Consider the following 12,709-nt stretch of genomic DNA (forward strand, 5'->3'; position numbering starts at 1 on the left):
TTTTTATCGCTTCATAATATCCATTTCTTTGACATTGATGGTCGCCTTATTGCGGAAGACTGCCATCAATAATGCTAATCCGATTGCAGCCTCAGCAGCTGCTACTGTAATGGTAAATACAGTGAAGATTTGACCTGTAATGTTTGCATTCACACCAAACTTAGAAAATGCCACAAGATTCACGTTCACGGCATTTAACATTAATTCTGTGGATAACAAAACGATAATCCCGTTCTTCTTCGTTAATAAACCATAGATACCGATGGAAAATAAAATGGCTCCTACAGCTAGATACGCCCCTAAAGGTACCATTATTTATCCCCCTCTCTTTTCGCAATCACAATTGCTCCGACTAACGCAACAAGTAAAAGAACCGAAGCAACTTCAAATGGAATCACATATTTCTGGAAGAGGGTTTCACCGATGACTTTCACGTTATTCGCACCTAAATCAGCAGCTTCTGTTGGCCAAGCTGTTTGATAAATTCCATATAAGAAGAACCCACCTACACCGATTGCAGCAAGTAATGACAAGATAATATGGGTCCAATTTCTTTCTTTGGTGTCTTTTTCCTTATGCTGTGTCATCATCGTACCCATTGCCATCATAATGGTAATTGCACCAGCATAAATCAGAACTTGAACAAATGCTAAATATTCAGCTTGTAAGATAATGAATAAACCTGCTACCCCAAAGAAAGATAATCCAATGGAGAGTACCATATGTATGACCTTATTCAGGTTTAACATAAGAACTCCACCTGTGATTGCCATCAGGGCAAAGACGAAGAACGCGATAAATTGACCCGTAATCGTCATTAATGATTCGCCCCTCTCACGTTGGTATTGTTGTTTGCCAACCATTTCAAATCCTTCATTAGATAGTCTCGACTGTAGGTTGCAAGTTCAAAGTTGTTGGTCATCACAATCGCTTCAGTTGGACAAACTTCCGTACATAAATCACATAAAATACAAATTTCAAAGTTAATATCGTAAGTGTCAATCACTTTACCCTTTTTCTCAGGATCTGGATTTGGTTTTCCGACTAGGGTGATACAACCTGTTGGACAAATCCTTGCACATTGATTACATACGATACATTTTTCAGGTTCAAAATGCTGAATCCCACGAAAACGTTCTGGAAAAACGTATGGCTCATCGGGATATTTACTGGTTACCTTTGGCTCTTTTAATTGCTTGAGCGTGAAACCTAATCCCTTAAAAAATCCTGTTCCCCACATGATGATTTCACCCCGCTTTAGAAGAATAAACTCTTAATCACTGCTGTGCCCATCACATTCAATAATGCTAATGGTATTAATACTTTCCAAGCAAATCCCATCAGTTGATCTGTTTTAACACGTGGGAATGTCGAACGTGCCCAGAATAAATAGAATACTAGAAGTAAGAACTTGAGAATAAACCATACAATTCCTGGAATGAATGTGAGGCCAAATGGTGCATCCCATCCACCTAAAAACAATACGGTCATTAAGCTAGCCATTGCGAACATATATACATATTCGGTTAACATGAAGAAGGCAAAGCGGAAACCACTATACTCTACAAAATATCCAGCTACAAGTTCGTTCTCAGCTTCTGGCAGGTCAAATGGTGTACGGTTTAGTTCAGCGTTTCCAGCAATCAAGAAAATGATAAATCCTAAAAACTGCGGGAAGATAAACCATACGCCACTTTCTTGTTGGGCTTTTACAATATCAATTAAGTTTAAGCTTCCAGTCATTAATACGATTCCTAAGAATGACATGATCAGTGGTACTTCATAACTGATCATTTGCGCAACAGAACGCATACCACCCATGATGGAGTATTTGTTGTTCGATGCCCATCCACCAAGTAATATTCCTGAGATCGTAATACTAGATAATGCCCCATAGTATAGAAGACCAACGTTAACATCGGCAAAATACAACTTTTCGGAATAAGGTAAAACAGCAATGATCGCAAATGCAGGTGTATAGGCAATGACTGGAGCGATCAAAAAGAGAAAACGGTCTACCTTTGCAGGAACAACGTCCTCTTTGATTAATAGCTTCAAAACGTCTGCAACAGTTTGGAAGAGTCCATAAGGACCTACACGGTTTGGACCTTTTCTAAGCTGCATCCAACCGATAATCTTTCGCTCAAAATAGATGGCATACATAACGAATACGAGAACAACACCCATTACAGCTACAGCGATCAATACCATCCATAATAAGTTTAACCAAGAAAAAGGTTGGGACAAAATATTTGCCATTATGCGTCAACCTCCCCTAATACAATATCGATCGCTCCTAAGATAGCTGGAACATCAGCCATGGTTCTACCAATTAAGAGCTTTGGTAATAGCTGTAGATTTACAAAGGAAGGTCTTCTTAGTTTGAGACGGTAAGGTTTATCTTTACCTTTACTTACAAGGTAAACACCAAGTTCACCCTTTGAAGATTCCATTCTTGTATAAACTTCCCCTTCAGGTGCTCGAAGGACTCGAGGTACTTTCCCTTGAATTTCACCTGATTCAGGGAACTGTTCCACAGCTTGTTCAATGATACGTAACGATTGAACCATCTCTTCCATACGTACCATGTATCGATCGTATACATCTCCTTTTTCACCAACAGGAACATCAAATTCAAAACGATCATAAACAGAATAAGGTTGGTTCTTGCGAATGTCGTATTTAACATTTGATCCACGTAAAACTGGGCCAGATAAACCATAATTAATCGCTGTTTCCGCATCGTATACACCTATATCTTTGACACGAGCAAGGAAAATTTCGTTACCAGTAACTAGAGTATGATATTCTTTAATTTTTTCTCTCATATATGGAACGAATTTGCGAACTTTTTCAATCCAACCTTCTGGAGCATCCCATTTCACTCCACCTACACGCATGTAGTTAAAAGTTAGACGGGCACCGGAAATCTCATTTAGCATATTCACAATGATTTCACGATCTCTAAATGCAAAGAGGAATGGAGAAATTGCCCCTAAGTCAAGAAGATTGGTTCCCCACCAAACGAGGTGGCTAGCAATTCTATTTAATTCCATAACAATAACCCTTAAATACTCAGCCCGTTCTGGAACTTCAATACCCATTAATGTTTCTACAGCTTGAACTAAAGCGTAGTTGTTTGTCATGGAAGATAAATAATCAAGGCGGTCTGTATAAGGGATAATCTGTGTGTAAGTTAGATTTTCTGCTAATTTCTCGGTACCACGGTGTAAGTATCCGATTACTGGAATGGCATCCGTAATTTTTTCACCATCCACTTTGACGACTAGACGGAATACCCCGTGTGTACTTGGATGTTGAGGACCTACGTTTAATAACATTTCTTCTGTACGTATTGCCACGATTCTTACACCTCCTCATCAAAAGGCTTATAGTCTTTACGCAGTGGATGTCCTACCCAATCATCAGGTAAAAGAATGCGGCTAATTTGACGACCGGTGAAACCAATTCCTAAGAGATCATACGCTTCTCTTTCATGCCAGTCTGCCGTAGCCCAGATGTCCATAACGGTTGGAACGGTGCCACCATCGCGTTCCGTTTGTACTTTTACACCAAGAAACTCGTTTCTTGAGTATGAATAAAAATGATAAGCCACTTCCATATACTTCTCATAATCCACACCTGCAAGGTTCATCAGATAGTCGAATCTCATCTCAGGATGATCCTTGAGTAATTTAGCTACATCGTACCATTTGTCTTTATTTATCACTAAGACTGGCATATGATCATTTGGCTCGTTGATGAAAGCATCTTTGATAGCTTCTTCACCAACTTGCTCTTTGATGATTTTCACATACTGATCAAGTAATGGTTGTTTAGGGGAAGATGCTTTTACTTCTTCACTCATTGCTTGTTGGCACCTTCTTTCCAGTTTTCGCTTCGTACATTATCTTTTCTTGCAGCTTATTCACACCATAAATAATGGCTACTGGGCTTGGAGGACAGCCTGGAATATATACGTCTACAGGAACGATTTGGTCTACCCCTTTCACCACGGAATAGGAGTTCACATATGGACCACCAGCTGTAGCACAAGCTCCAATCGCAATCACCCATTTTGGTTCAGCCATTTGGTCATAGAGACGTCGTACAAGTGGTGCCATTTTCTTCGTCACTGTTCCAGCAACCATCATAACGTCAGATTGTCTAGGTGAAGCACGGAAAATGACTCCAAAACGGTCAAAGTCATAATGGGAACCACCAGTACCCATCATCTCAATCGCACAACATGCAAGACCAAATGTTAATGGCCATAAAGAGTTACTACGAGCCCATCCTTTAATTTGTTCAAGTGTTGTAAGTAACACATTACGCTCTAATTCTTGTTGTTCTTCTGGAGTAATATTCTCAAGATTTAATCCCATTTCAACACCTTCTTCTTCCAAGCATAAGCTAGACCAATGACTAACATAAAGATAAAGATGGTCATTTCAATTAATGAAAATAGTCCTAGTTTGTTAAATGCAACGGCCCATGGGTAAAGAAAAACGGTTTCAACATCAAATACTACGAACAAAAGTGCGAAAAGATAGTAACGCACGTTGAATTGAACCATTGCGTCTCCTGTTGGCTCAATACCACTTTCATAGGTTGTAAGTTTTTCCTTTGTCGGGTTATTAGGTCTTAAAATAGGACCTATTAGCCAGATCGTTAGGAAAGGTAATGCAATACCGAGCAACAGGAAAATTGCCATGGAAAGGTAACTATTTCCATAAATTTGATCCATACACACTTCCCCTCCAATCAATTAATTTTTTTTGAAATACATACATGCTTTTTTATAAATATATACAAAAATTATAACATAATGACCTCTGGCACGTCTGTTTTTCGCTTGTATGTATTTCGAGTTCGTTATACTTTGCACAATAAAATATTCAGAAAAGTCTGAATACTTTATAAATCGGGCGGAATATTCCCATAATCTATAATACTAAATTCCAGCTTTTTTTCATAGGAATTTTTCTAATTTATTTGTGTAATCCATCACAAAAATTAATAACTTTGCAACTTCATTCCAGAGGTCAGATATTGGAGTCGGAATTGATAAAATTCACTAGATTACTAAATTTCAAAGACAGCATAAAACAGTCCCTAGAATCAGGAACTGTTTTATGAAGTTTATTTCTTTTCTGCAACACTTATACGATTTAAAGCCCTTTGAAGTGCTAGTTGTGCCCGTTTGAAATCGAGTTCTTCAGCACTTGATTGGGCTAGTCGTTTTTCTGCCCTTTCCTTAGCAGCCAACGCCCGATTAACATCGATTTCCTCAGGTAATTCTGCAGCTTCAGCTAGAACCACGACTTTATTTTGGCTTACTTCAAGAAAGCCGCCACTAATTGCTACGATTTGTTCTTCTTTTCCTTTTTTGATGCGCATTGCGGAAATAACTAATGGTGTAACAAATGGAGCATGTTTCGGTAAAATTCCTAATTCACCTTCAACTCCTCTTACTATGACCATATTCACGTCATCGTCATATACTTTCCGCTCCGGCGTTACGATTTCTAATCGAATCGTACTCATTGATCATCCATCCCTTCTAGTAAAGGGTTTTTACATCTTTTTGGCCTTTTCAACTGCTTCATCAATCGTTCCGACATATAAGAATGCAGCTTCAGGCAAATCGTCGTGTTTCCCTTCTAAAATCTCTTTGAAACCACGTACAGTTTCTTTAACAGGAACATATTTTCCTGGGAACCCTGTAAATTGCTCTGCAACATGGAATGGTTGAGATAAGAAGCGTTGAATCTTACGTGCACGGGCTACCGTAAGTTTATCTTCGTCCGATAACTCGTCCATACCTAAGATTGCAATAATATCTTGTAACTCTTTATATCTTTGAAGGATTTGCTGTACTCCTCGTGCTACTTGATAATGCTCTTCACCTACAATTGCAGGAGAAAGCATACGGGATGTGGAAGCTAATGGATCCACAGCAGGGTAAATACCAAGCTCAGCAATCTTACGATCTAGGTTTGTAGTCGCATCTAAGTGCGCAAATGTCGTTGCTGGAGCTGGGTCTGTATAGTCGTCCGCAGGTACATAAATCGCTTGAATTGAGGTTACAGAACCTTTCTTCGTTGATGTAATCCGTTCTTGTAATTGACCCATTTCTGTAGCGAGAGTTGGTTGATAACCTACCGCAGATGGCATACGTCCTAATAACGCAGACACCTCAGAACCAGCCTGTGTGAAGCGGAAAATATTGTCAATGAAAAGTAACACGTCTTGACCTTCCGCATCACGGAAGTATTCAGCCATTGTTAAACCGGTTAATGCAACACGTAAACGAGCCCCTGGAGGTTCATTCATCTGACCAAATACCATCGCTGTTTTACTAATAACACCAGAATCTCTCATTTCGTGATAAAGATCATTTCCTTCACGTGTACGTTCACCAACGCCTGCAAATACTGAAAGGCCGCCATGCTCTTGAGCAATATTATTGATTAATTCTTGAATAAGAACGGTTTTACCTACTCCAGCACCACCAAACAGACCAATCTTTCCACCCTTAGCATAAGGAGCAAGTAAGTCTACCACTTTTATCCCTGTTTCAAGAATTTCATCTTGAGTGGATAATTCCTTAAAGGATGGAGCTGGACGATGAATTGGATGGAGTAAATCTTCAGTTACTTCAACAGGACCCGCTTCGTCAATTGGCTGTCCCAATACGTTAAAAACCCGACCAAGTGTTGTAGGTCCAACTGGTACGCTAATTGGTCTACCAGTGTCCACCGCTTGCATACCACGTACGAGACCATCTGTCGAAGACATAGCTACGCAACGAACGACATTGTCGCCAAGATGAAGAGCAGCTTCTACCACAAGGTTAATATCTACTTCACCAGGAGACGTTGCTTTATGTTCAATTTTAATCGCATTATAGATTTCAGGTAATGACCCGCGTTCGAATTCGATATCGACAACTGGGCCAGTAACCGCGACGATACGTCCGACGTTCATCGATGTACCTCCTTACTAAATTGGAAATTAGGATAACGCATTCGCTCCACCGACAATCTCAGAAATTTCTTGTGTAATCGATGCTTGTCTAGCACGGTTATAATTTAGTGTTAATGTTGCAATCATCTCTGTAGCATTGTCAGTTGCATTGCCCATTGCAGTCATCCGTGCACCATGTTCACTTGCCTTGGCATTTAATAGAGCATTATAGATTACCGTTTCTGCAAAACGAGGAAGTAAATCATTCAATACCTCGATTGCAGATGGTTCAAACTCATATGGTGAATAATTACCTGCTCCACTATCAGCTAGATCTGCTAATGGGAGAAGTTTTTCAACAACGGGTGTTTGCGAAATGGCACTATTAAATCGGTTATATACAAGGTATAGCTCATCAAACACTTTTTCCGCATACATGGCTACCGCTGTCTTTGCAATCTGTTTGATATCCGCAAATTGTGGGCTATCGGATAACCCAACAATCTCACCGATTAATGGGTAATTGCGTTTCTTTAAAAAATCTCTTCCCTTACGACCAATCACAAAGATCGAATATTCATCGTTTGATTGATGTCTTTCTTTCACTGTACTTGTTAAAAGCCTAAGGATATTCGCATTATATCCTCCAGCTAGTCCCCGATCCGATGTCATCACGATATAACCCGTTTTCTTAATCTCACGTGTTTCGAGTAATGGATGGCTGACATCTTCTGTCGCAGAAGCAATCGCACCAATCACTTCACGAATCTTATCGGTATATGGACGAGAAGCTTCTGCTCGTTCTTGTGCACGGCGAAGTTTGGCTGCTGCAACCATCTTCATCGCTTTGGTGATTTGTTGGGTGTTTTGAACACTTCTAATCCGCCGTTTGATCTCACGAGTCCCTTGCAATCATTTCACCACCTTAGTCTAAAAGAACTTTCATCCTTCGTGGTTCATCTATATATTGGATACGACGAATGTCTTTTTAAAGTTTTCAATGGCTTTCGCTAATTTTTCTTCTGTTTCTTTTCCTAAATCTTTCGTCTCACGAATCTCTTGGAATACATCTGCAGCATTTTGATCCATATAAGCCAGCAATTCTTTTTCAAATCGTTTTACATCATGTACAGGAATATCATCTAGATATCCCTTAATTGCGGAATAGATGGATACAACTTGCTTTTCGACAGGCATTGGTTGATATTGATCTTGCTTTAAGATTTCCATGGTTCTTTCACCACGAATTAATCTCGCTTGTGTCGCTTTATCTAAATCGGAACCGAACTGTGCAAATGCAGCTAATTCACGATATTGTGCAAGGTCAAGACGTAATGTACCTGCAACTTTTTTCATCGCCTTAATTTGTGCATTACCACCTACACGAGATACGGATAAACCGACGCTGACAGCAGGACGCATACCAGAGTAGAATAAATCAGACTCTAGGAAGATTTGTCCATCTGTGATGGAAATCACGTTTGTCGGAATATAGGCAGATACGTCACCTGCTTGTGTTTCAATAAATGGAAGTGCTGTTAATGAGCCTCCACCTAATTTATCACTAAGTTTCGCGGCTCTTTCTAGTAAACGAGAGTGTAAGTAGAATACGTCTCCTGGATAAGCCTCACGACCTGGCGGGCGACGTAATAAGAGTGAAAGCTCACGATAGGCCGCAGCTTGTTTTGATAGATCATCATAAACAACTAACACGTGCTGACCTTTGTACATAAAATATTCACCCATTGCTACCCCTGCATATGGAGCTAAGAAAAGTAGTGGAGCTGGGTCGGATGCACTTGCAGTGACGACGATTGTGTAATCCATCGCTCCATGTTTACGTAGTGTTTCTACCACACCTGCTACAGTAGATTGTTTTTGGCCGATTGCAACATAGATACAAATCATGTCTTGGCCTTTTTGGTTAATAATCGTATCAATAGCAATCGCTGTTTTACCCGTTTGACGGTCTCCGATGATTAACTCACGCTGACCCCGTCCTATCGGTACCATGGAGTCGATTGCTTTAATACCTGTCTGCATGGGTTCATGGACTGATTTACGATCAATAACACCAGGTGCAGGAGATTCGATTGGCCGAGTAGCTGTCGTTTCAATTGGACCTAAACCATCCAAGGGCTGGCCTAGAGGGTTAACCACACGACCTAATAAAGCTTCACCTGCTGGAACTTCCATGATTCTACCTGTTCGCTTTACTTGATCTCCTTCACGAATTTCTGTGTAAGGTCCAAGGATAACAACACCCACGTTTTGTTCTTCAAGGTTAAGGGCCATACCCATGACACCATTAGAAAATTCCAATAATTCACCAGCCATTACCTTTTCCAGACCATGGACACGGGCGATACCATCCCCTACTTGTATTACCGTACCAATATCAGCTACTTCAACTTCTGATTGGAAAGATTCAATTTGTTGTTTAATCAGTAAGCTGATTTCCTCAGGTTTGATACTCATTTTTCCACCCCTATCTCAATTAAGCTCGAGATGCCATAAGGCTTCTTTTTACCATTAATAATTTCTTTTTCAAGCTCCCATCGTATAAACGGTCTCCAATTTGAATGACCATTCCACCAATGATGTTTGGATCAACGATATTATGTAAACGTACCGTTTTCCCGATTTTTGTTTGGATTGATTGCGTGATCTTGTCTTTTTCTTCTTGGGTTAAAGCAATCGCAGTAGTTGCTGTTACATCGACAATTCCACGCACTTGATTGGAAAGGTGTGTATAAGCTTCCGCAATCGCTTCTACATATTCTTCTCGTCCACCTTCTATCAGCCGAAGGAGTAATTTTTTGCTAACTGATGAGATTGAATCGCCAAAAGCAGTATCAATGATTTGCTTTTTCTTTTCCTTATCTACTAGTGGATGGCGTAAAAATGATAGGAAACCTTCTGTCTCCCTAAACACCTTTACAATTAATTGTAAATCTGCTTCTACTTGTTCAAGTATTCGGTTGTTATACGCCACCTCAAATAGCGCTTTCGCATAACGTTTCGCAACTAGACCGTTTATCATAGGCTTTCCCCTACTTGTTTCATAAAGTCATCAATTAACTTCGACTGTTCTTTTACATCTAGTTCTTTTTCGATAATCTTAGAAGCTAGTAAAACGGATAAAGTACCTACTTGCTCACGTAAAGCTTCCACAGCTTTTTCACGTTCATGTTGGATTTCTTGAATGGCTTGCTCTTTGATTCTCTCAGCCTCACGTCTAGCCGTTTCAATAATTTCATCTGCCTGCTTCACACTATTTACTCGAGCACGCTCGACGATCTCATGTGCTTCAACACGTGCTTTTTGAATCGCTTCGTTCTGTTCTTTCAACAGTTTTTCAGCTTCTTGACGATTCTTTTCTGCCATATTGATCTGTTCACGTATATTTTCTTGACGCTGGACCATTACTTTCACTAAAGGACCAAACGCATATTTTTTTAATAAAAGAAATAATAATGCAAAGGCAAGAATTTGAATGAGAAAACTGCCCAATGCAATTTCCACGATTGTCACTCCCTTCTAGCAAAGAACAAAGTGATTACGAAAAAGGAAGGCAGGGATACCGATCCCCCCCTGCCACACTTATCTAAATGTCACTTTACTTTGTGAATAGAATAATAAATGCAAATACCGCAACGATGATTGGCAATGCCTCGATTAAACCAACACCGATGAACATTGTGGTTTGTAAGAAACCTCTTGATTCAGGTTGACGAGCAATTCCTTCTACTGTACGTTGAATAACCCATGCGTTACCAAGACTTGCTCCTAAAGCTGCTAAACCAATTGCAATTGCTGCTGCTAATAAATTCATTGATAATATCCTCCCTTTAATTAATAAATTTTTTATCATTTGAAAAAGCTTTTCTTAAAATAGATAACTTTTTCAAGAAAACATCGTTAAATAAATAAGCTATCGATTTGTGTTATTGATACTAGTGATGGATTTTTTGGGATATATATACCATGCTTAAAATCGTAAAGACGTAAGCTTGGATCGCGCCAACAAAAACGCTAAATCCTTGCCAAATAGCTAAAGGTATAATTCCCGCAGCACCCATCAACAAAATAACCGCGATTAACACTTCACCTGCAAAGATATTTCCAAAAAGACGAAAACCTAATGTTAACGTTTTTGCAAATTCTTCAATGATATGAAGTGGAAAAAACAAGAAATGGGGTTCAAAATAGTGTTTAATATAATTCTTGATCCCTACGAATTTCACACTGAAAATGTGGGTTAAAATGATGATTGAAAGTGACATCGCTAGGGTAACGCTTGCATCAGCAGTTGGCGACTTCCACCAAGCTAACTCCACCACTTTATGCCCATTATGTATCACATTAGATTCTTGAATCATCTTCTCTGTGACGATATCCATTCCAAAGAGACTAAATGGTTCATGATGGATCGTGACAAAATTAAGCGGTAACCCTAAAAGGTTGCCGATAAAAATAAACAAAATCAATGTAAGTCCTAAATAGATGAAACCCGCACCTTTTTTCAGGTCCATCGTACTGCCTATAATGCCATATACGAAATCAACAACCCACTCTAAGACATTCTGAAATCCTTTTGGCACTCCTGATGTCAATTTCCTCGTACCTGCGATCGCTATCACCAAAACGATAATAAAGGTAACGATCGTCATCAAAGAAGTAGATAAATTAAAGCGGAGCCAAGGAAGCGCTTCAGGTGCCCATATTGGTGATTCATGCACGAATTCTCACCCCTTTCTAGTAGATAGTTTGTTTTCTTTCTCTCTTTTCGTATTTATTATTCCATCCACGATCGTGACGATTTGCGTGACAAACAAACCGAACAACGTGGAAATCAAATGAATGTGTTGGGGATATTGATATACAAGCATGACTGCAAGAATTGAATTCGCAAACCTCGTTAGCATGCCACTAAAATGAGGCCTTCTTCTAAGATGGTTTTTTGCACTTACAGCGAATTCTCCGATTTTATTCACTTTCCAAGCGGTATAAATCGTATTTAATAGGCTTACAAAAGTTCCTAAGGCTAAGCCTGAGAACATTTTGGAATATGGTGTAAGCATGCCAATGATAAAGAAACTAAGTAAGAAAAGGGTATAACGAATAATTCGGAGGATCCTTTGTTTAAAGTCATCCATTGAATGATCTTTCATTGATCAATCTCCTAAAAACGGTTTGATTAAGCCGATAACAGACCATATTCCGAGTACAAAACCTACTATCATGCCAATAATTAAAAAAATAGGTGAACTATGAAAGTAGATGTCCAATTTTTTCCCAGACCAGATACCCATAAGCAAAAAAATAGCGAGATTCGCACCAACAACTCCTACGACTGCCAAAGCACGCCATGGATTCTTATTATCTTGACCTGAGTCTTGGTTCATTGTGCTATCCCTCACATAGTATTAAACCCTTAAATAGTATAACAACGCTATATTTACAAATCAATCTCTTTTTGTTTCCATTATTAGAAAAAAACATTTCTCATACATAATATTCAGAATATTTTCCTAAATAAATATTTTACTGCTCTCATTGTGAACGAGTAATCATTGTTATTTAACAGACTAACCTGTCCCAAAGCTATGTTATACTACAACAATAATTTTGTCAATATTGTGAATCGGGTAGGAGGTTACTCATTATTTGAGTAACCGACCTCCCACACCACCGTGCGTACCGTTCGGTACACGGCGGTTCCTAAGTTTACGCAGTA

Annotated in this window: 18 protein-coding genes; all 18 read right to left on the reverse strand. The window is 39.3% G+C overall.

Annotation, left to right across the window (positions count from 1 at the left end; genetic code table 11):
* Nucleotides 1-3 precede the first annotated feature (3 nt).
* The 18 genes from nuoK to EDD72_RS05160 all read right to left on the reverse strand — a co-directional run bounded on the left by nuoK (nt 4) and on the right by EDD72_RS05160 (nt 12,377).
* The gene (gene nuoK / locus EDD72_RS05075; protein WP_424565530.1) at nt 4-312 is read right to left on the reverse strand and encodes an NADH-quinone oxidoreductase subunit NuoK; all 309 of its coding nucleotides are present in this window, start codon (nt 310-312) and stop codon (nt 4-6) included.
* A complete protein-coding gene (locus tag EDD72_RS05080; RefSeq protein ID WP_243643779.1) occupies nt 312-863 on the reverse strand; it encodes an NADH-quinone oxidoreductase subunit J in 552 nt (183 codons plus the stop codon). The genes nuoK and EDD72_RS05080 overlap by 1 nt, the downstream gene beginning before the upstream one ends.
* Nucleotides 818-1,240 carry an NADH-quinone oxidoreductase subunit NuoI gene (gene nuoI / locus EDD72_RS05085; RefSeq protein WP_132767887.1) on the reverse strand — a complete coding sequence of 141 codons (423 nt, stop codon included), beginning with the start codon at nt 1,238-1,240 and terminating at the stop codon, nt 818-820. Before nuoI ends, EDD72_RS05080 begins: the two co-directional genes overlap by 46 nt.
* Before the next feature lie 17 nt (nt 1,241-1,257).
* Nucleotides 1,258-2,262 (reverse strand): NADH-quinone oxidoreductase subunit NuoH, encoded by a 1,005-nt coding sequence (nuoH, locus tag EDD72_RS05090; protein ID WP_424565531.1) that lies wholly within the window; start codon nt 2,260-2,262, stop codon nt 1,258-1,260.
* Nucleotides 2,259-3,341: an NADH-quinone oxidoreductase subunit D gene (locus EDD72_RS05095; protein ID WP_132767949.1), complete on the reverse strand. Its 1,083-nt coding sequence runs from the start codon at nt 3,339-3,341 to the stop codon at nt 2,259-2,261. Before EDD72_RS05095 ends, nuoH begins: the two co-directional genes overlap by 4 nt.
* Before the next feature lie 26 nt (nt 3,342-3,367).
* Nucleotides 3,368-3,868: an NADH-quinone oxidoreductase subunit C gene (locus EDD72_RS05100; protein ID WP_132767892.1), complete on the reverse strand. Its 501-nt coding sequence runs from the start codon at nt 3,866-3,868 to the stop codon at nt 3,368-3,370.
* A complete protein-coding gene (locus EDD72_RS05105; RefSeq protein ID WP_132767895.1) occupies nt 3,861-4,385 on the reverse strand; it encodes a NuoB/complex I 20 kDa subunit family protein in 525 nt (174 codons plus the stop codon). Before EDD72_RS05105 ends, EDD72_RS05100 begins: the two co-directional genes overlap by 8 nt.
* On the reverse strand, nt 4,376-4,747 hold the full coding sequence (locus EDD72_RS05110; protein WP_132767897.1) for an NADH-quinone oxidoreductase subunit A: 372 nt from the start codon (nt 4,745-4,747) through the stop codon (nt 4,376-4,378). Before EDD72_RS05110 ends, EDD72_RS05105 begins: the two co-directional genes overlap by 10 nt.
* A gap of 395 nt (nt 4,748-5,142) precedes the next feature.
* A complete protein-coding gene (locus tag EDD72_RS05115; RefSeq protein ID WP_132767899.1) occupies nt 5,143-5,547 on the reverse strand; it encodes a F0F1 ATP synthase subunit epsilon in 405 nt (134 codons plus the stop codon).
* Nucleotides 5,548-5,577: 30 nt separating this feature from the next.
* Nucleotides 5,578-6,990: a F0F1 ATP synthase subunit beta gene (gene atpD / locus EDD72_RS05120; RefSeq protein WP_132767901.1), complete on the reverse strand. Its 1,413-nt coding sequence runs from the start codon at nt 6,988-6,990 to the stop codon at nt 5,578-5,580.
* Nucleotides 6,991-7,017: 27 nt separating this feature from the next.
* Nucleotides 7,018-7,881 (reverse strand): ATP synthase F1 subunit gamma, encoded by an 864-nt coding sequence (atpG, locus tag EDD72_RS05125; RefSeq protein ID WP_132767903.1) that lies wholly within the window; start codon nt 7,879-7,881, stop codon nt 7,018-7,020.
* A 48-nt stretch (nt 7,882-7,929) separates the two neighbouring features.
* On the reverse strand, nt 7,930-9,447 hold the full coding sequence (gene atpA, locus EDD72_RS05130; protein ID WP_132767905.1) for a F0F1 ATP synthase subunit alpha: 1,518 nt from the start codon (nt 9,445-9,447) through the stop codon (nt 7,930-7,932).
* Nucleotides 9,448-9,466: 19 nt separating this feature from the next.
* Nucleotides 9,467-10,012 carry a F0F1 ATP synthase subunit delta gene (locus tag EDD72_RS05135; RefSeq protein WP_132767907.1) on the reverse strand — a complete coding sequence of 182 codons (546 nt, stop codon included), beginning with the start codon at nt 10,010-10,012 and terminating at the stop codon, nt 9,467-9,469.
* Nucleotides 10,009-10,494, reverse strand: coding sequence for a F0F1 ATP synthase subunit B (atpF, locus tag EDD72_RS05140; RefSeq protein ID WP_132767909.1), 486 nt, complete (start codon nt 10,492-10,494; stop codon nt 10,009-10,011). Before atpF ends, EDD72_RS05135 begins: the two co-directional genes overlap by 4 nt.
* Nucleotides 10,495-10,588: 94 nt before the next feature.
* Complete coding sequence (gene atpE / locus EDD72_RS05145; RefSeq protein ID WP_132767911.1) at nt 10,589-10,804, reverse strand: F0F1 ATP synthase subunit C; 216 nt, start codon at nt 10,802-10,804, stop codon at nt 10,589-10,591.
* Nucleotides 10,805-10,925: 121 nt separating this feature from the next.
* Nucleotides 10,926-11,711, reverse strand: a complete 786-nt coding sequence (gene atpB / locus EDD72_RS05150; protein ID WP_279388087.1) for a F0F1 ATP synthase subunit A — start codon at nt 11,709-11,711, stop codon at nt 10,926-10,928.
* 6 nt (nt 11,712-11,717) lie between these two features.
* Nucleotides 11,718-12,143 carry an ATP synthase subunit I gene (locus tag EDD72_RS05155; RefSeq protein WP_132767913.1) on the reverse strand — a complete coding sequence of 142 codons (426 nt, stop codon included), beginning with the start codon at nt 12,141-12,143 and terminating at the stop codon, nt 11,718-11,720.
* Nucleotides 12,144-12,146: 3 nt separating this feature from the next.
* Nucleotides 12,147-12,377, reverse strand: a complete 231-nt coding sequence (locus EDD72_RS05160; protein WP_132767915.1) for an AtpZ/AtpI family protein — start codon at nt 12,375-12,377, stop codon at nt 12,147-12,149.
* Nucleotides 12,378-12,709: the final 332 nt, after the last annotated feature.

Origin of the sequence: Tepidibacillus fermentans (assembly GCF_004342885.1) — a bacterium.
Taxonomy (GTDB): domain Bacteria; phylum Bacillota; class Bacilli; order Tepidibacillales; family Tepidibacillaceae; genus Tepidibacillus; species Tepidibacillus fermentans.

Bases quoted from the DNA above. Each gene is read 5' to 3' on its own strand.
- nuoK (WP_424565530.1), bottom strand. From the start codon at position 312: ATGGTACCTTTAGGGGCGTATCTAGCTGTAGGAGCCATTTTATTTTCC.
- EDD72_RS05080 (WP_243643779.1), bottom strand. From the start codon at position 863: ATGGTTGGCAAACAACAATACCAACGTGAGAGGGGCGAATCATTAATG.
- nuoI (WP_132767887.1), bottom strand. From the start codon at position 1,240: ATGTGGGGAACAGGATTTTTTAAGGGATTAGGTTTCACGCTCAAGCAA.
- EDD72_RS05095 (WP_132767949.1), bottom strand. From the start codon at position 3,341: ATGTTATTAAACGTAGGTCCTCAACATCCAAGTACACACGGGGTATTC.
- EDD72_RS05100 (WP_132767892.1), bottom strand. From the start codon at position 3,868: ATGAGTGAAGAAGTAAAAGCATCTTCCCCTAAACAACCATTACTTGAT.
- EDD72_RS05105 (WP_132767895.1), bottom strand. From the start codon at position 4,385: ATGGGATTAAATCTTGAGAATATTACTCCAGAAGAACAACAAGAATTA.
- EDD72_RS05110 (WP_132767897.1), bottom strand. From the start codon at position 4,747: ATGGATCAAATTTATGGAAATAGTTACCTTTCCATGGCAATTTTCCTG.
- EDD72_RS05115 (WP_132767899.1), bottom strand. From the start codon at position 5,547: ATGAGTACGATTCGATTAGAAATCGTAACGCCGGAGCGGAAAGTATAT.
- atpD (WP_132767901.1), bottom strand. From the start codon at position 6,990: ATGAACGTCGGACGTATCGTCGCGGTTACTGGCCCAGTTGTCGATATC.
- atpA (WP_132767905.1), bottom strand. From the start codon at position 9,447: ATGAGTATCAAACCTGAGGAAATCAGCTTACTGATTAAACAACAAATT.
- EDD72_RS05135 (WP_132767907.1), bottom strand. From the start codon at position 10,012: ATGATAAACGGTCTAGTTGCGAAACGTTATGCGAAAGCGCTATTTGAG.
- atpE (WP_132767911.1), bottom strand. From the start codon at position 10,804: ATGAATTTATTAGCAGCAGCAATTGCAATTGGTTTAGCAGCTTTAGGA.
- EDD72_RS05155 (WP_132767913.1), bottom strand. From the start codon at position 12,143: ATGAAAGATCATTCAATGGATGACTTTAAACAAAGGATCCTCCGAATT.
- EDD72_RS05160 (WP_132767915.1), bottom strand. From the start codon at position 12,377: ATGAACCAAGACTCAGGTCAAGATAATAAGAATCCATGGCGTGCTTTG.